Origin of the sequence: Pseudalkalibacillus sp. R45 (assembly GCF_052246725.1) — a bacterium.
Lineage (GTDB): Bacteria > Bacillota > Bacilli > Bacillales > Fictibacillaceae > Pseudalkalibacillus.
This window is the reverse complement of the sequence record NZ_JBQQCL010000028.1, coordinates 1-18589: the sequence shown is the minus strand read 5'-3', so window position 1 is coordinate 18589 and position 18589 is coordinate 1. Positions and strand designations below refer to the sequence as shown.

The following is an 18589-nucleotide window of genomic DNA, read 5'->3' as shown; positions in this document are numbered from 1 at the left end:
TCACGAGGGGATTTATTTTTATCATTTTCTATGATCACTTATGAAATGAAAAATGTGGACATATAAATGATTATATACCTGCTCTGCTCCTTTTTCATCGGCTTCGACAAATTGTTAAAATCTTACACATAAATGTTTGGTGGAATCTATACCGAAAAGTGATTTGCCTCATATTATATAAAGAAAGCTGGTATCGCATAAAGACCAAGTTTTGGGGATTTTATCCTGATGGCCGCTCGTGCTATTCATTTCCATGAGTTTTACCGATAGAAAAGGTAAAGATAGGTATAAAATCGAATATGTAATTATGTTGCGTATACTAGTCATTCTCGAGAGGGGTTGGATCCTTGAACAAGATTTATATCTTGGACACGAATGTTATTTTACATGACCCTGCTTCAATCTTTAAGTATGCAGGAAATGATGTTGTCATCCCAGCTGTAGTCGTTGAAGAAATTGATTCGAAAAAACGGCTGCAAGATGAGGTAGGCCGAAATGCTCGGGAATTCGGCCGGCAGTATAAGACGTTACGTGAAAAATACAAAGACCGTTTACATGAGCCGTTTCCACTTGACCATGGGGGCACGCTCGTCATTGAATTGAATCATCGCTCTTTTGAAAACATCAAGAGCATCTTCAATGAGGACTCGAATGACAATCGGATTCTTGCTGTTGCTGTGAATATTGCTCTCGAACAACCGCAGCGCGATATCGTGTTGGTTTCTAATGATATTTTATTGATTGCAAAAGCCGATGCCTTGAAGAAGTCGCACAATACGCCTAATTTCATGGCGCAATTATACGAAAACGACCGTCTCGTTGAAAGCTCCCTCACGATTCATAAAGGCTACCACGAACTTCAGGTTCCTCCTGAATTCATCAATGCGTTCCATGCGAATCATGAACTTCCTCTTGAACAGTTATCCGAATATCTTCAAACTGAAGTGAATCCACAAGATTTCTTATTGATGAAAAGTAATGCAGGGACCAACCAATCTGCAGTAGGACGGGTCCTTAGAAAAAGGAATAAGCTTGTATGCTGCCCATTCTATTTTACCGATGATGAATTCTTCATCTGGGGTTTGCGCCCAAAAAATGTGGAGCAACGGATGTTTTTAGAATTACTGCTAGATCCGAAGGTAGAAATGGTCTGTGCAATCGGTAAAGCAGGAACGGGTAAAACATTGCTTGCTCTAGCGGCCGCTCTGCATGAAACACAGGATATGAAACATTATTCCAGAATCACTGTGGCACGTCCAATCGTTCCAATGGGAAAAGATATCGGTTATCTTCCAGGGGAAAAGGATGAAAAGCTACGTCCATGGATGCAACCGATATTCGATAACCTGGAGCAGCTTTTCAATATCGATCCGGATTCGAACAAGAAAAATGATAAGAATGGAATACCGAAAATCGAAAAAGAAATCGAACAGCTTAACATGGAAGTCGAAGCCCTGACATATATCAGGGGCCGAAGCATCCCGAACCAATTTATCATCATTGACGAGGCACAGAACCTGACGAAGCATGAAGTGAAGACGATTGTCAGCCGTGTCGGTAAGGGAACGAAGATCGTCCTTGTCGGCGATCCTGATCAAATCGACCATCCTTACCTTGATTCGGTGAACAATGGGTTAACCTATACGATTGAACGGCTGAAATGTGAAGATGAAATTGGTATCATCCGCCTTTCACGTACAGAACGCTCCAATCTGGCAGAGAAAGCAGCTCGCTATTTATAATCTCCCGTGACTCAAAAGTGTCTGATATGCCATGTATTGAAGGGGAAAATAGACTTTTGACCCGACAAAACCTGACATCCTTTCAAAAGGAATCAGACACTTTGTATGAGTCTGTTTTTTTCGTTTTCAACCTGTCGATATATGACGGTATGTGCTACAATTATATTTGTCTATTTCGTACATAGGAGGCACTTTTATGGATAAAACTCCCTTCATCGCAGTAGAAGGTCCTATCGGTGTCGGTAAAACATCTTTAGCCAAAGCGATCAGTGAGGAATTTAATTATCATCTTCTGAAAGAAATCGTTGAAGAGAATCCATTTCTCGGTAAGTTTTACGATGATATCGAAGAGTGGAGCTTTCAGACAGAAATGTTTTTTCTCTGCAACCGTTTCAAACAGCTTGAAGATATTGAAGAGTTGTATTTAAAGCATGAAAAACCGGTCGTATCCGATTATCATATTTTTAAAAACCGAATCTTTGCCATGCGGACATTGAAAGAAGTTCATTTTCAAAAATACATGCAGATTTTTGAAATCATCACGAAGGATATGCCTGCACCGAATATGGTCATTTATATAAAAGCAAGCCTGGAAACCTTGTTGAAGCGTATTTCACTTAGAGGGAGAGACATAGAGAAGAACATCAGCCCAGATTATCTGAAACAGCTATCTTCTGATTATGAAATCTTTATGTACCAGTTCCAAAAGCTTCATCCTGAAATACCTGTGTTGACAATCGACGGTGACAAAATCGATTTTGTCCAGAATCAAGACCAGCTTTCAGATATTTTGAAGGTGGTCGAAGAGACTTTTCATAAGAAGGAAGTGAAGCAATGAACGCCCTCGAAAAATATAACATCCCAAAAAACGCCGTCATCACTGTTGCTGGTACTGTCGGTGTCGGAAAATCGACGATGACGAATGCGATTGCTGATAACCTGGGTTTTCAAACATCCATGGAAAAGGTTGATACGAACCCTTATTTGGACAAGTTCTATCAAGACTTCGAACGTTGGAGTTTCCATTTGCAAATCTATTTCTTGGCCGAAAGGTTCAAAGAACAAAAAAGAATGTTCGAACAAGGCGGCGGATTCGTCCAGGACCGCTCGATCTATGAAGATACAGGGATTTTCGCTAAGATGCACCATGAAAAAGGCACGATGACAAACATCGATTATGAAACTTATACGAGCCTTTTCGAAGCGATGGTGATGACACCCTACTTCCCTCATCCTGACGTGTTGATCTATATTGAAGGCAGCCTTCAGGATATCATCGACCGGATCAAACTCCGCGGGCGTCCAATGGAACAACAGACACCGATCGCTTATTGGGAAGAAATGCATGAGCGCTATGAAAATTGGATCAATAATTTCACAACATGCCCGGTGTTGAAAGTGAACATCAACGACTACGATCTTCTTAAAGATCCTTCATCTGTCGAATTGATCCTTAAACGGATTGGTGAAACGATCAACCAAAATCGAAATTTGCAGCACATATAAAGGAAAAAGCTGATTCCGTTAAGGGATCAGCTTTTTTTTATCGTTGATTGACTCAGTTGCTCTAATTGCTCAAAAAAGGATGGGTACGACACATTGACCGATCCACTGTTTTCAAGGACTGTTTCTCCGTTTGCGATACAAGATGCAATCGCAAGCATCATCCCGATACGGTGGTCCCCATGACTATCTACGGTACCTCCACTCAATTCTGTTTTTCCGTGGATGATCATACCATCATCGGTCGCTTCAATCTGTGCACCCAACTTTTTCAATTCGTTGACGACCGTATCGATCCGGTTCGTCTCTTTGACCTTCAGCTCAGCTGCATCCTTGATTACAGTCGTACTGTCAGCCTGTGTAGCTGCAAGGGCGATGATCGGAATTTCATCGATCAACCGAGGAATCAACTCACCACTTATTTCTATTCCATTTAACGAGGACGTCTTGATTTGAATATCTGCGGACGGCTCACTTGTTTGTGTATTTTGATTTGTTATGGTGATGTCAGCTCCCATTTTTTCCAATACATCAAGGATCCCGGTCCTCGTAGGATTGATTCCTACATTTTTGATCGTGATTTCACTATTCGGAACAATCGCACCCGCCACGAGGTAAAACGCAGCTGAGGAAATGTCTCCGGGCACTTCAATATGTGTCGATACGAGAGGCTGTTTCCCTTTTAAAGAAACGGTCAAATCGTTGACCTCCACCTCGCAGCCGAACGCTCTAAGCATCCGTTCCGTATGATCCCTTGAATGATGAGGCTCTGTCAAAGTTGTCGTCCCATCCGCTTGTAATCCAGCTAATAATACAGCAGATTTCACCTGAGCACTGCCGACAGGTGAAACATAGTTGATCGCTTTCAGATTTCCGCCACGGATGCTGATCGGCGTATAGTTTCCATCGTTTCGCCCATCGATTTTCGTTCCCATTTCACGTAACGGGTTCGTGACTCTGCTCATCGGGCGCTTTGCAATCGAATCATCTCCGATCACACAAGAATGGAAGGGTGTATTGGCAAGAACACCTAATAACAGACGACAAGTTGTGCCTGAATTTCCGACATCCAATATGTCTTCCGGTTCGTGAAGACCTTCAAAGCCGTTACCGACAACTTCTACATGCTCCTTCTCCTGGTTGATCGTTACACCTAATTTACGGAAACAGTCGATGGTGCTCAAACAATCTTCACCAGGTAAAAATCCATCAACGACTGTCCTTCCATGTGCAATGGCACCGAACATGACGGCACGATGTGAAATCGATTTATCTCCTGGTACTCGAATTGTTCCTGTCAATCCTGCTCCGTTCAGGCTTCTTAACGTTTTCATCTGAATCCTCCTACATCGTCGTATACGTTTGATAGTGATGGTCTTCTAAACAAGCTTTCGCCTGCTTCCGGTCTTCATCCGACCTGAAGCTGAGCCTCAACACCCCATATACATCTTCACGTGCTTCAATGATCCGGATATTGGTGATGCTGATTTTTTCTTCCGCTAATAGAGATGTTACATCGGATATCACACCGACGTGATCGGCAACATCAATATAAAGGTCATGGAATGCAAGAATCGCGCCTTTCGATCCAGTCGGCATCGCATCCCTGTATTTTTTAGCACTTAAGAAATAATCATAGATTTCATCGCCGTCACCGCGAGCGACCAGACTTTTCACACTTTCCATTTCCTTTCCCCATTCGTCTAACAGGGATAAAAGGGTCTGACGATTATGCCGGACGATGTCACGCCACATGGAAGGGCTGCTTGAGGCGATTCTGGTTATGTCTTTGAATCCCCCTGCGGCCAGCCTTGTCACATGTTCATTCCGATGTGCATGACTTTTCACCTGACGTACGAGGCTTGCCGCCATTACATGCGGAAAATGGCTGATAATCCCGGTAACGAGATCGTGCTCTTCTGGTTCCATTATTTGAAAATTAGCTTTGGTCCCTTTGAGCCAGTCTTTAAGTTTAGTGATTTGATCAGTTGTCGTCTTATTAAAAACTGTCAGTACATAGAACGCATTTTCGAAAAGATGGACTTTGGCGCTTCCGACTCCAGACTTATGGGAACCAGCCATAGGATGCCCACCAATGAAAGTCACACCTTTATCATGCAACTGTCCAGCTTTTTGGACGATATTCACTTTTGTGCTGCCCACGTCGGTTATGATGACATTCGGCTTGAATTGAAAGTGTTTAAACTCATCAAACAGCTTGATTGTTTCTTCTACTGGGGCTGCAAGGATGATCAGATCTGCTTGTTCTGCCTCAGTTTGAAGGTCTGACGTATAATCGTCAATCACTGCAAGCTTTTTCGCAAGCATACAGTTTTCTTCGTTAGGATCATATCCAATTATCTTTACCTGGTGTTCTTTTTTGATCGCCAGTGCCAGCGATCCTCCTATCAATCCGACACCGACGAGCAAAACACGTCTCTTCACTGGCTCGTACTCCTTATGATGTTAGTTTTATATTGGATGATCTGTCAGCTAGAAATTCCTTCAACAGGTTGATCAGTTCCTCATTATCTTCTTTATTACCAACTGTAATCCGGATTCCGTCCTTGATCGGTCGAACGATATAGCCTCTTTGGATCAAATATTGAAAGATCTGTTCTTGATCTTGTTCAGGTTCGATATATATGAAGTTCCCCTGTGAAGGATAATAAGGAACGTTATATTCATTACAAAACGTATATAATTGTTCGAGCCCTTCACGGTTTCGTGTCACACTTTCATTAACGAAACGTTCATCTTCCAAAGCCGCCTGGGCCGCCATTTGTGCAAACTTTGATGTATTGAATGGCAGTCTTCCGATATCAAGATTTTTCATAAGTTTCTCATGACCGATCGCATAACCGATACGGAAAGCCGCAAGACCGTAGCCTTTTGAAAAAGTTCGCAACACGAGTAAATTATCGTATTCTTTGATCAGTTTCATGGCATCGGGATAATCCTCAGCTGTCACGTACTCATAATAAGCTTCATCAAGGACGACGATCGTATCGTTTGGAACCTCTTTCAAGAACGTTCGGAGTTCTGTTTCATTGACGTATGTTCCTGTCGGATTATTCGGGTTACAGATCCATACAAGACTGGTCTGGCTATCCACGGCTTTTTGCATACCCTCCAGATCATGACGACCTTCTTTCAGGGGCACGTCACGGATTTCAGCATTTTCAATCACAGCATGGTGTCTGAACTGCGGAAATGTAAAAGAAGCCATGACTACGTTCGTTTCTGGAGATAAGAGTGAACGGCTGATCATCTGGATCATTTCATCCAAACCGCTGCTGAACAGCAGTTGATTTTCTGTTACATTCAGATGGGTTGCTACCTTTTCTCTCAACTCTTCAGCCCGGCTGTCCGGATAATGGGCATAATTGGAGATCGATTGTAAAGCTTCTGCAACTTTCTCGGAGCATCCAAACGGATTTTCATTCGATGCCAGGTTTACGATACGAGTGAGACCAAGCTCCTTTTTCACATTATCAATTGATTTGCCTGGGTCATAAGCTTTTAGTGATAACATCTGCTTTTTCACTTTCATTAAATCTCCTCCTATGCTCATTTATTGATTTAACGAAATACTCCCTTTCCGCGAGAGTATCGCGAATTTTGTAAAGTCATGTTTAAAACAGTTTTGCCTGTTCTTGATGCCGTTTTATATTTTCTTTGATTTTCTCAATCTGGTCATTTCCGAATTGGCTTACGATCGCTTCCGCAAGTTCCCAGGCTACGACCGCTTCAGCAACGACACTAGCTGCAGGAACAGCACAGCTGTCTGACCGTTCGATACTCGCTTTAAATGGCTCTTTGGATTCAATATCAACACTTTGCAACGGCTTGTACAACGTCGGAATCGGCTTCATCACACCACGTACGACAACTGGCATCCCGGTTGTCATCCCGCCTTCAAATCCGCCAGCATTGTTCGTTCCTCTCGTATACCCTTCTGCTTCGTTCCATAAAATTTCGTCATGAACCTGACTTCCTGGTTTTTCAGCTGCTTCAAAACCGATACCAATTTCAACACCTTTAAAGGCATTAATGCTCATGATAGCACTTGCGAGTTTCGCATCGAGCTTCCGGTCATAATGGACATAACTTCCGACACCAGTCGGTATGCCTTCTGCTACCACTTCCACAACCCCGCCGATCGAATCTCCATTTTCTTTCGCTTCATCTATCGCTCGCATCATTTTCCCTCCAGCTGCTGGATCGAGGCATCGCACTGGGGAGTCTTCCGTGATTTTTTGTAAATCTTCTATGGATTCATAGAAAACCGGATCTGCTTTTACACCACCGATTTCTACGACATGTCCCGCAACTTTTATCCCTAATTCAGCTAGGATCCGCTTTGCAACAGCCCCTGCTGCTACCCTGACCGTTGTTTCTCTTGCTGACGAACGCTCCAACACATTCCGCATATCACGATGTCCATATTTTATGGCACCGTTCAAATCCGCATGCCCTGGGCGAGGTCTTGATATCTGACGCTTTACATCCTCCTCATCTTCAATCGGATCTGCACCCATGATTTTTCTCCAATGTTGAAAATCACGATTTTCGACCGTGAGGGTTATCGGTGAACCAAGTGTATACCCATGACGAACCCCGCTTGAGATATTTACTTGGTCTTTCTCAATCTGCATTCGTCTTCCTCTGCCATATCCTTTTTGTCTTCTTGCTAATTCATGATTGATGTCTTCTTTCAGTAAAGATAAACCCGCTGGTACCCCTTCGATGATTGTTGTCAATTGAGGTCCATGAGATTCACCAGCTGTGAGGTATCTCATACCATCCACCCCTTTCTCCACTATTCAATTTATTGATGTAAAAGTAAAGAAAACTTGGCAAAGCCAAGCCTTAACGTAGGCTGAGCCATTAGTTGCACTTATACTTTCATTAAGTATAAAAAACGCCCCTGCTTTTATATCAGCAGGGACGATTGTAGTCGCGGTACCACCCTCATTACGGAATTATTCCGTCACTCATTCGGTTAACGGCCTTACCGTCTTTTTCAATCATCATCTATCATTGATTAAAATTGATTAAAAAAGAAGCTCGAGGGTGAAATTCATGTTCATCTTTGTACTGATTTGCACCAGCCATCAGCTCTCTAGTTACAGGGAGATCAACACTACTTGAATCCTGTCATTGCGTTTGAATATTTAGTTTATATAAAGTTTTAACACGGGAAGCGGACTTTGTAAAGCATAAATTTTCAAACTATTTTTTTGGATACGCTTACATTATTGGTATTAACACTTTCGCGGTTTAAAGCGAAAAATTTTCTGTAAATTTCCTGTTGACATAACTATATTCTTTCCTTTAAAGTCTTAAACAATATTCAAAATCTGAAAATCAACCAAAAGGAGTGGAGAAATGGTGTCGAATGAATTAGAGGTACTGCGTGCAGAAATTGAAGAAGTGAACTTGAAGATCTTAGAGCTCCTCAATGAACGTGGAGAAATCGTTCAAAAGATCGGTAAAGTTAAAGAAGCTCAGGGTATTAATCGCTTTGATCCAGTAAGAGAACGCCGGCTTCTAAACCTGGTATCAGAAAACAACAATGGGCCATTTGAAACGTCCACACTTCAACATATTTTTAAAACCATTTTCAAGGCGAGCTTAGAACTGCAGAAGGAAGATAACCGTAAAGCACTGCTCGTATCAAGGAAACGTAAGCCTGAAAACACCGTCATCAACGTAAAAGGTGAATTGGTCGGAGACGGGAACCCACGTTTTGTAGCTGGACCATGTGCTGTTGAAAGCTATGAACAGGTACGGCAGGTAGCCAAAGCAATGAAAGATCAAGGGCTTACATTGTTACGAGGAGGGGCCTTCAAACCACGTACATCCCCATATGATTTCCAAGGTCTTGGTTTCGAAGGGTTGAAGATACTGCGTCAAGTAGCGAATGAATTCAATCTCGCAGTCGTAAGTGAAATCATGAATCCAAATGATCTCGAACAGGCGTTGGAATATGTCGATGTTATTCAGATCGGTGCACGGAACATGCAAAACTTTGATTTATTGAAGGCTGCTGGTTCAGTCGACAAACCAGTACTTTTGAAACGCGGCATGTCCGCAACGATTGAAGAATTCATGTACGCAGCAGAATACATCATTTCCAAAGGGAACGAAAATGTCATCCTTTGTGAAAGAGGCATCAGAACGTACGAACGAGCAACAAGGAATACACTTGATATCTCTGCTGTCCCGATTTTGAAGAAGGAGACACATCTGCCTGTCATGGTGGACGTTACACACTCGACAGGTCGGAAAGACTTGTTACTTCCTGCAGCCCAGGCGGCACTTGCAATCGGTACGGACGGGATCATGGCCGAAGTTCACCCGGATCCTGCAGTCGCTCTATCGGACTCTGCCCAGCAAATGGACATTCCAGAGTTCATTGAGTTCATGCATAAATTGAAGGCGAACAAGCCTGTCCACGCATAAAACTTTGAAACAGCGCTGAACTGATTTCAGCGCTGTTTTTTATTGTGCTGGCGTTGTTAAATCATACTGTTGATTTCTGACTAAGCTTAACTGAAGCGAAATAGTCGTATAGAACCTTCATATGCGGAAGCTATTATGCTAAAAAGCACCTGAGTTGTTTAACTTTTCCTTTTAACCATAAAAAAATTCGTTACCCATTCAAGTAACGAATTTCAAAATTCACATACAATCTCCGTTGTAATATGCGCTGTGATTTTTAAATAAATGGAGGAGGTAGAGGGATTCGAACCCCCGCGGGCTGTTACACCCCTGGCGGTTTTCAAGACCGCTCCCTTCAGCCAGACTTGGGTATACCTCCGCACTGACAAAAACCATTATATCATCGGAAAAATCGATTCGTCAACTATAAATTCGACATTTTTTTTTGAATACAAGTGAAAGGAAAGAATTTAAAAAAATTAGCGGACACAGGAGACCTTATTTGGTCAAAAAGCTCAGGTAAGGAAGAATTAGAGGACACCAGATCCCTTATTTAACAGAAATCAAGCTCATAAGGGTCCGTTATAGTCAAATAGCGGAACAGATGTCCTCTAATTTTTAAAACTCCCTCAATTTTGCACCAATAGCGGAATATTTGTCCTCTAATTTTAAAAATGATGCCTGCCGCAAGAGATAGCAGACATTTGAAAACGAGGTGAAACTCCTTGGTTTTCTTGTTGTCCTTTACTTAGATATGACTGCCTTATTCCTCATATATGGACGCAGGACTTCCGGAATTTCGACAGATCCATCTTCTTGCTGATAGTTCTCTAAAATCGCAGCAACAGTACGTCCAATTGCTAGTCCAGATCCATTCAATGTATGCACATACTCTGGTTTCGCCTTCGGTTCACGTCGGAAACGGATGTTTGCACGACGTGCTTGGAAATCTTCGAAATTACTGCAAGAAGAAATTTCACGATAGGTTTCATAGCTTGGAATCCAAACTTCGATATCGTACTTTTTCGCTGCCGTAAAGCCTAGATCTCCTGTGCACATGCTCATCACACGGTATGGAAGCTTCAAGAGCTGCAACACTTTTTCAGCGTGACCTGTCAGCGTTTCAAGCTGCTCATAAGAATTCTCAGGCTTCACAAAGTGTACAAGCTCAACCTTATTGAATTGGTGGTGACGGATGAGCCCTCGTGTATCACGTCCTGCAGACCCCGCCTCTGAACGGAAACATGCACTGAAAGCTACATACGCTTTTGGAAGGTCTTTTAAAGACAAAATCTCATCTCGGTGTAAATTTGTCACTGGTACTTCCGCAGTCGGAATCAAGAAATAATCCTCTTCACGGATTTTGAATGCATCCTCTTCAAATTTCGGTAGTTGACCAGTACCAGTCATGCTGTCGCGATTGACGAGGTATGGTGGTAACAATTCCGTGTAACCGTGCTGATCTTCATGCAAGTCCATCATGAAATTGATCAGCGCGCGCTCAAGGCGAGCACCAAGACCCTTATAAAAAGCAAAACGGCTGCCTGTTACTTTCGCTGCTCTTTCAAAGTCCACGATGTCTAAATCAACTGCAACGTCCCAGTGAGGTTTTGGTTCAAAATCAAACTTCCTGATCTCGCCCCAATCACGGTCAACGACATTATCCTCTTCATCTTCCCCGATTGGAGCAGATTCATGAGGGATGTTCGGTAGAGTAAGCATGATACTCTGAAGTTTTTCTTCAACCTGACGGAGTTCCTCATCAAACGCTTTAATCTTTTCTCCGACTTCACGCATTTCTTTAATCAGCTGATCAGCATCCTTTTTTTCACGTTTAAATTCAGCGACCATTTTAGATACATTGTTACGCTCACTTTTGAGTTGTTCCGTTTTGTTGATTAACTCGCGTCGTTTTTCATCTAGCTCTTGAAACTGATCAAGTCCAGAAATATCTTCTCCACGAGTAGAAAGCTTTTCTTTTACCTCATCAAAATTATCACGAACAAATTTCAAATCCAACATCATGTATTCCTCCTTTTATAATAATTGTCAATGTTGTTGTACCACTAAAATCGAAGTTTATCACCCATCTACTAGAAACGACGAAATGCGAAGTTATCACCCGCTTAACTAGACGGGTTAGAAACGAGTAGTTCGAGGCACGCGGTTTTAAGGACCGGAGGCGTATGTTGTTAATACGGTGAGGACCTCTAAAACCAAGTAACGACGAAATGCGAAGTTTATCACCCGTCTAGAATAGAAAAACTCCCGTCCCACCATGAATGTATATATCACACACATGGATAGGGACGAGAGCTAACCCGCGTTGCCACCCTAGTTGTACCACCACAAAGATGGTACCACTCAAGTAATGTAACGGTTACGAACCGAAAATACATACTGAGGTTTCTCACCCGTTCCGCATTTTACTCAAGGATGGATTCACAAGTTTCTTTGACCGATTTGCACCAACCATCGGCTCTCTTTACAAAGAATTCATGCTACTAGTTCCTGTCAACATTCGATCTGAAAATGTGTTAGTAGTAATTTACACTATTTCAAAATGTTATGCAACTGTTTTCTTCAACTCTTCTATCATTTCGACAAAATAGCCGTGCATTCTGTGATCATCTGTCAATTCCGGATGGAACGCACAGGATAGAAAACGTCCCTGGCGAGCAGCAACAATTTTATCCTGGAAAGTTGCCAATACTTCAACTTCCGGCCCAACAGATTCGATATAAGGAGCGCGGATGAAGACGCCGATATAGTCTTCTTCTCCTTTAAGCCCTTTGATTGTCAAAGGTACTTCAAAGCTTTCACGTTGACGGCCGAATCCGTTACGGTGAACACGCATGTCCATCACTTCAAGATGACCATGCTCTTGACCGATGATATCCTTTGCCATCAAAATCAATCCTGCACAAGTCCCGAAAACCGGTTTGCCAGATTTAGCGAAATCCTGTAAAGGCTTGAACATTTCATATTTATCGATCAATCGACGCATCGTTGTACTTTCTCCACCAGGTACGACAAGCCCGTCGATCTCATTAAGATCCTCTACACGTTTGACAATTTTAACGTTTGCCCCACTCTCTTCAAGTGATCGAGCATGTTCACGGACTGCTCCTTGAAGGGCAAGAATACCAACTGTGACCATTCTATGCTGTCTCCTTTACGCTTCTTACCAACCACGGTCTTGCATACGCTCTGATGGTTGTAGAGAAGAAATCTCGACACCTTTCATAGCTGTTCCAAGACCTTTAGACAATTTAGCGATTAAATCATAATCTTGATAATGAGTTGTCGCTTCGACAATAGCACGAGCGAACTTCTCAGGGTTATCAGACTTGAAAATTCCAGAGCCTACGAATACGCCATCTGCTCCAAGTTCCATCATCAATGCTGCGTCTGCTGGAGATGCGACACCGCCTGCAGCGAAGTTGACGACTGGAAGTCTTCCCTCTTTTTTGATTTGAAGGAGAATTTCATATGGAGCACCAAGGTTTTTCGCTTCTGTCATAAGCTCGTCCTCACTCATACCGACCACTTTCTTGACTTGTGATTGGATCAGACGCATATGACGAACAGCTTCGACAATATTACCTGTTCCTGGCTCACCTTTCGTACGAAGCATAGAAGCACCTTCACCGATACGACGAGTTGCTTCGCCAAGGTCACGTGCACCACATACGAATGGTACAGTGAAGTCACGCTTGTTCAAGTGGAAAACTTCATCTGCAGGAGTCAAAACTTCACTCTCATCAATATAGTCAGCACCAAGTGCCTCGAGTACACGCGCTTCGACAATATGTCCGATACGTGCTTTCGCCATTACCGGGATCGAAACCGCATTGATGACTTCCTCAACGATTGTTGGATCTGCCATACGCGCCACTCCGCCAGCTGCACGAATATCTGCAGGAACACGTTCAAGCGCCATTACAGCAACAGCACCTGCTTCTTCAGCGATTTTCGCTTGCTCTGCATTGACAACGTCCATGATGACGCCGCCTTTTTGCATTTCTGCCATTCCACGTTTTACACGATCAGTACCTGTTTGTACCATGTATAATTCCCCCTATCAGTAGGTGTAATTTAGGTGTATTTCATTGATTCTTAAATCCTACACTATTGTATCACTTTTCAACACTCATGCCTATAAAGACACTACGTTTATACTTACTTAATCTATTGGTAATGTTTGTTTATGATAGACACTTATTCATATTTGTTGATTTTTTCGTATTTCACTGTTAAAGAAAATCTTATGATCATGAAAAGGTTATAGAAAAAGAACTGACCCGTTAGAGTCAGCCTCTTTTTATGCATTTCGTTTAAAACAGTCCTTTGATCCCATCGACGACATTTGACCAGATGTCACCGAAAAATCCACCGATACCGCGCATCATCAGCACGAACCAGTTTGCTTTTTCGACATCTGCTTGGGCAACAATCGGAACACTTGCTTTTTTCTTAGCAGTTTCATTTATGTAGCCATAGTCATCTTTCCCGGAATAAGTGAGTGACAACGTCCCGACTTGGTCCCCTTTTTTAATAGGTGCAGTCAATTGTCCCTTTTTATTCAATGCTTTTTTATCCCATGTTGCCTTTGGTTTATATTTCTCTTCATCACCATTGGCGATCACAGCTGATAGAGCGTCCGTCGCCTTGACTTCCACTTCTTTTTCTTTCCCTTTTGTGACAGGTAAAGTCGCCTTATCTTCCACTTCATAATTCGCTTTTACAAGTTCTTGTTTTTGAAAATTGTTGAACCCGTAATCCAAAAGCTTTTTGGTCTCTTCAAATCTTGAATTATATGAATCAGCTTTCATGACAACTGAAATCAGACGCATTCCATTTCTTTGCGCAGTTCCTGTAAAAGAGTAACCTGCAAGTTCAGTGGAACCAGTCTTCAAGCCATCAATCCCTTGATAGGCAAGTCCGTATCCTTGAGGATTACCTGGAATCATCCAGTTCCAGTTGATCATACGGTTCGCATCATCTGTACCCTCACGGAAAGTTTTTTCAGGTATTTTCGCCGTATCAAGAACTTCAGGATAGTCTTGCAACAGATGATATGCTAATTTCGCCGTGTCACGAGCTGACATCATATTCATAGCATCAGCATCGCCTTTCGGGTGTTCACCCTTCAGGTCACTGTTATTCAGTCCGGTACTGTTGACGAATTCATATTTTTCCAAACCAAGTTCTTTCGCCTTATCATTCATCATGTCGACGAAGTTCGCTTCAGATCCTGCAATCGTTTCTGCAATCGCCATTGTAGCCCCGTTTGCAGAATAAATGGCAGCAGCTTCGAATAGTTCTTTGATTGTGTAATCTGGATCTGCATCTTTACGGAGCCAAACATTCGACAAACTTGAATCTTGAGAAACTTTATGTGCACGATCACTTATTTTAACGGGCGTATCCCAGCTAATTTCTCCATTTTCAATTGCTTCTAAAACTAAGTATTCCGTCATCATTTTCGTCATGCTTGCTGGTGGCAGCATTAGATCTGCGTTCTTTTCAAACAAAATCTTTCCTGTTTCCGCATCAAGCAGAATGGCAGATTCAGCCTCCATTTGCAAGTCCGGAGCAGCATACCCTGTATTTGCATTTGATGTAACGACTCCAGTGACTACAAGTAATATGGCTAACGTGATGATGACTGTTCGTTTCATTCGGTTTACCAACCTTTTTGCACCTCCAACCCTAAATACAACAAAGGTTATTGTACCATAACAAAATCTAAAAAAATAGACAGTGGAAGACCCACTGTCTGAAAAAAATCGAAAATAGTAAATTCATCGTATCTTTTATAACAATTGTGTGACTAACGTCATGCTGGTTCGTTAGACAGAATAGTTTGGTGCTTCTTTCGTAATTTGCACATCATGTGGATGACTTTCTCGAAGTCCAGCATTTGTAATGCGAGTAAACATCGCATTTTCTCGAAGTTCGTCAATTGAAGGTGTGCCGCAGTATCCCATACCTGAACGTAGCCCGCCGACAAGCTGGTGGATTGAATCCGCCAGCGGTCCTTTATAAGGGACCCGTCCTTCAATTCCTTCTGGTACAAGCTTTTGGTTATTTTCTTGGAAATAACGGTCACGGCTTCCTCGCTCCATCGCGCCAATCGAGCCCATACCTCGGTAAACCTTGAACTGACGTCCTTGATAGATTTCCCGCTCACCTGGACTTTCATCGACTCCTGCAAGCAAGCTTCCCAGCATGACTGCATGTCCGCCCGCCGCAAGTGCTTTGACAAGGTCACCTGAGAATTTGATTCCGCCGTCGGCAATAATTGGAACACCATGTTTCCTTGCTTCTGTCGCACATTCATATACGGCTGTGACCTGAGGGACACCCACTCCTGCAACGACCCGGGTTGTACAGATCGATCCTGGTCCAATTCCGACTTTCACGACATCAACTCCAGCTTCAATCAAGTCACGAGTACCTTCAGCCGTCGCAACGTTCCCTGCTATGATGGTAACCTCAGGATAAGCGTCTTTAATTTCCTTCACTTTTTGCAATACACCTTCGGAATGACCATGTGCAGTATCAATGACAAGTGCATCGACTCCAGCTTCTACAAGCTTTTTTACACGCATCATCGCATCTGCTGTCACACCGACTGCAGCTCCGGCTAACAGCCTTCCATGCTGATCTTTTGCGGAATTCGGGAATTCAATCACTTTTTCAATATCCTTGATGGTGATGAGACCCTTCAACACACCGTTTTCATCAACGAGTGGGAGCTTTTCGATACGGTGCTCTTGAAGGATTTCCTCTGCTTCCTTCAATGTCGTTCCAACAGAAGCTGTGACGAGGTTCTCATGGGTCATTACATCACTGATTTTAATGGAATAGTCCTGGATGAAACGCATGTCACGATTGGTAATGATCCCGACGAGCTTGCGATTTTCATCCACGATCGGAACACCGGAAATACGGTATTTCCCCATCAGGTGCTCTGCATCAAACACTTGACGTTCTGGAGTGAGATAAAATGGATTGGTGATGACACCAGATTCTGAACGTTTGACACGATCCACATGTTCCGCCTGTTCTTCAATCGACATGTTTTTATGGATGATTCCAAGTCCACCTTGACGTGCCATCGCAATCGCCATTTTCGATTCCGTCACTGTATCCATCCCTGCACTGATGATCGGTACGTTCAATTTGACGTTTTCAGATAGCTGTGTTTTTACTGAAACATCCCTAGGAAGTACAGATGATTTAGCAGGAACAAGCAAAACATCATCAAACGTTAGTCCTTCTCGTGCAAATTTTTCTTCCCACATAAGTCCCACTCTCCTTTTATCGTTTAAAATATTATTTGTAGATTAACAATGGGGTAAACTACTGTCAAGAATGTAGTAATAAGTTCGACTTTTCTCAAAATTTGCGCTATATGGATGTGAACTCATGGAGATGTCAATGGATGAATGGAAAAGCTACGATCAGTTTCTAAGTGCCTCATCCACACAGCGATATCTGAAGGGATGCTATCAACGTTCATCTTCAAAATTGTCGAGCGATGAACTGAGTTACCGTAACTGTTATAGCTTTATTTATTACCTAACACATGGGAAGCGATATTTCGATTTATGTAAAAGTTCACCGATGGAACTCCAGCCGGTCCTTTTATATTATGGGATGGTACAATTGATCAAATGCTGTCTGCTGACAGTCGATCCTTACTACCCCGAATCAACGGCATTATTGGCACATGGGGTCACGACTCGAAAAAGGAAAAAACAAAATTATTTATTTTTACAGGATGAGATCAAAGTACAAAGGAATGGATTGTTCCCTTATTTTTCAGAACAACTATTCCAATTGGAGACAATTGAAGGGGACAAGTTTCAGATGCAGGAACTTCTTAGCCACGTTCCTGAGATGGATGACTTGTTTCGACAAATCAATGGGTCCTCTCAGTTGCTGCAGGTTTCTATCTCTTCTTGCGGATCAATGTCGATTCCCGACAAAATATTGGATCCATTACATATGACAAATACCCGGTTCAACCAGTTCCTTAAACAGCAATTTGCAACTGAATCCGAGGTGAATTATTCAGGGTCTATGTTTGTCATTGAAATTGGAGAAAAAGGTATTGAGAATCCTTTGATCAAAAAGAGTGTAGAGGGGAATTACTTCATTCCTACTAAAAGGGAAGGCTTTAAACCTTTACATGAGGTTATGGTCCATTACTTATTACTTTATAACTTGAGCATGATCTGCCGATATGAAACAGAATGGTGGGGTGACTTGTTCCACACCTACTCCAGTAATGATTTTCCTTTCATATCAAGGTTTCTTTCGAACTCACGTGTAAAAGTACCAAAACTGTTGATGGAGTATTTGGATAAGAAAAGGGAGGAAGATTGAGGGCATTTATAGGTGAAAGATTTGTTAAGCAAAAAAGGGGTAAAGTACGTATATTTTTGATTTTAGCTTTTTGACGGTACAAAAAGATCTCTTGCTGTACGTCAAATTACGATTTCTGTGCTTTGACGGTACGAATAACTGTGTAAACCTCCTTCTTGAATACATCAAATCCGGTTTTTCTCCTTTTCATGTACTCAGAACAGCTTTCTGAGTACATCATATCCGATTTTCTCCCTTTTCATGTATTCAGAACAGCTTTCTGAGTACATCATATCCGGTTTTTCCCCTTTTCATGTACTCAGTACCTTCTTGAGTTTTCATTTCTTTCTCAAAATACAAAAAAAGAGCAGTCTCTCGACTACTCTTGTGCTTGCCCGGCGACGTCCTACTCTCACAGGGGGAAGCCCCCAATTACCATTGGCGCTGAAGAGCTTAACTTCCGTGTTCGGCATGGGAACGGGTGTGACCTCTTCGCCATCGTCACCAGACTATCGATT

At 42.5% G+C, this 18589-nt stretch carries 14 protein-coding genes, 1 tRNA gene, 1 rRNA gene and 2 other annotated features; of the genes, 5 read left to right on the top strand and 11 right to left on the bottom strand.

What is annotated here, in order from left to right:
- Positions 1 to 347 precede the first annotated feature (347 nt).
- The 3 genes from ACTWQL_RS23440 to ACTWQL_RS23430 all read left to right on the top strand — a co-directional run bounded on the left by ACTWQL_RS23440 (position 348) and on the right by ACTWQL_RS23430 (position 3248).
- Complete coding sequence (locus ACTWQL_RS23440) at positions 348 to 1742, top strand: PhoH family protein (RefSeq protein ID WP_443144782.1); 1395 nt, start codon at positions 348 to 350, stop codon at positions 1740 to 1742.
- Positions 1743 to 1938: 196 nt separating this feature from the next.
- Positions 1939 to 2580 (top strand): deoxynucleoside kinase, encoded by a 642-nt coding sequence (locus tag ACTWQL_RS23435; protein ID WP_443144781.1) that lies wholly within the window; start codon positions 1939 to 1941, stop codon positions 2578 to 2580.
- Positions 2577 to 3248 carry a deoxynucleoside kinase gene (locus ACTWQL_RS23430; protein WP_443144780.1) on the top strand — a complete coding sequence of 224 codons (672 nt, stop codon included), beginning with the start codon at positions 2577 to 2579 and terminating at the stop codon, positions 3246 to 3248. The genes ACTWQL_RS23435 and ACTWQL_RS23430 overlap by 4 nt, the downstream gene beginning before the upstream one ends.
- A 26-nt stretch (positions 3249 to 3274) precedes the next feature.
- Here the strand turns inward: ACTWQL_RS23430 and aroA are convergent, their stop codons facing one another.
- The 4 genes from aroA to aroC form a co-directional block, all read right to left on the bottom strand.
- Positions 3275 to 4579, bottom strand: a complete 1305-nt coding sequence (aroA, locus tag ACTWQL_RS23425; RefSeq protein WP_443144779.1) for a 3-phosphoshikimate 1-carboxyvinyltransferase — start codon at positions 4577 to 4579, stop codon at positions 3275 to 3277.
- Positions 4580 to 4589: 10 nt separating this feature from the next.
- Positions 4590 to 5690, bottom strand: a complete 1101-nt coding sequence (locus tag ACTWQL_RS23420; RefSeq protein ID WP_443144778.1) for a prephenate dehydrogenase — start codon at positions 5688 to 5690, stop codon at positions 4590 to 4592.
- Positions 5691 to 5703: 13 nt separating this feature from the next.
- Positions 5704 to 6798 carry a histidinol-phosphate transaminase gene (hisC, locus tag ACTWQL_RS23415; RefSeq protein WP_443144777.1) on the bottom strand — a complete coding sequence of 365 codons (1095 nt, stop codon included), beginning with the start codon at positions 6796 to 6798 and terminating at the stop codon, positions 5704 to 5706.
- 82 nt (positions 6799 to 6880) lie between these two features.
- Positions 6881 to 8047 carry a chorismate synthase gene (gene aroC / locus ACTWQL_RS23410; protein WP_443144776.1) on the bottom strand — a complete coding sequence of 389 codons (1167 nt, stop codon included), beginning with the start codon at positions 8045 to 8047 and terminating at the stop codon, positions 6881 to 6883.
- A 141-nt stretch (positions 8048 to 8188) separates the two neighbouring features.
- Positions 8189 to 8418, bottom strand: a binding site (T-box leader).
- A gap of 218 nt (positions 8419 to 8636) precedes the next feature.
- On the opposite strand from aroC, the gene ACTWQL_RS23405 reads away from it, so the two are divergent.
- Positions 8637 to 9713 carry a bifunctional 3-deoxy-7-phosphoheptulonate synthase/chorismate mutase gene (locus ACTWQL_RS23405; RefSeq protein ID WP_443144775.1) on the top strand — a complete coding sequence of 359 codons (1077 nt, stop codon included), beginning with the start codon at positions 8637 to 8639 and terminating at the stop codon, positions 9711 to 9713.
- Positions 9714 to 9978: 265 nt separating this feature from the next.
- On the opposite strand, the gene ACTWQL_RS23400 is transcribed toward ACTWQL_RS23405, so the two are convergent.
- From ACTWQL_RS23400 to guaB, 6 genes are all read right to left on the bottom strand, one after another.
- Positions 9979 to 10071, bottom strand: a tRNA-Ser gene (locus ACTWQL_RS23400).
- A gap of 365 nt (positions 10072 to 10436) precedes the next feature.
- Entirely contained in the window at positions 10437 to 11714 is a 1278-nt protein-coding gene (gene serS / locus ACTWQL_RS23395) for a serine--tRNA ligase (RefSeq protein ID WP_443144774.1), read from the bottom strand.
- Between the two features lie 280 nt (positions 11715 to 11994).
- Positions 11995 to 12219: a binding site (T-box leader), on the bottom strand.
- Between the two features lie 39 nt (positions 12220 to 12258).
- The gene (pdxT, locus tag ACTWQL_RS23390; protein ID WP_443144773.1) at positions 12259 to 12852 is read right to left on the bottom strand and encodes a pyridoxal 5'-phosphate synthase glutaminase subunit PdxT; all 594 of its coding nucleotides are present in this window, start codon (positions 12850 to 12852) and stop codon (positions 12259 to 12261) included.
- Between the two features lie 24 nt (positions 12853 to 12876).
- A complete protein-coding gene (gene pdxS / locus ACTWQL_RS23385; RefSeq protein ID WP_261134799.1) occupies positions 12877 to 13761 on the bottom strand; it encodes a pyridoxal 5'-phosphate synthase lyase subunit PdxS in 885 nt (294 codons plus the stop codon).
- A 268-nt stretch (positions 13762 to 14029) separates the two neighbouring features.
- Complete coding sequence (locus ACTWQL_RS23380) at positions 14030 to 15376, bottom strand: D-alanyl-D-alanine carboxypeptidase family protein (RefSeq protein WP_443144772.1); 1347 nt, start codon at positions 15374 to 15376, stop codon at positions 14030 to 14032.
- 171 nt (positions 15377 to 15547) lie between these two features.
- Positions 15548 to 17005 (bottom strand): IMP dehydrogenase, encoded by a 1458-nt coding sequence (guaB, locus tag ACTWQL_RS23375; RefSeq protein WP_443144771.1) that lies wholly within the window; start codon positions 17003 to 17005, stop codon positions 15548 to 15550.
- A 136-nt stretch (positions 17006 to 17141) separates the two neighbouring features.
- Between guaB and ACTWQL_RS23370 the strand changes: the two genes are divergently transcribed.
- The gene (locus tag ACTWQL_RS23370; protein WP_443144770.1) at positions 17142 to 18092 is read left to right on the top strand and encodes a YaaC family protein; all 951 of its coding nucleotides are present in this window, start codon (positions 17142 to 17144) and stop codon (positions 18090 to 18092) included.
- A 372-nt stretch (positions 18093 to 18464) separates the two neighbouring features.
- On the opposite strand, the gene rrf is transcribed toward ACTWQL_RS23370, so the two are convergent.
- Positions 18465 to 18580 (bottom strand): 5S ribosomal RNA (rrf, locus tag ACTWQL_RS23365).
- Positions 18581 to 18589 lie beyond the last annotated feature (9 nt).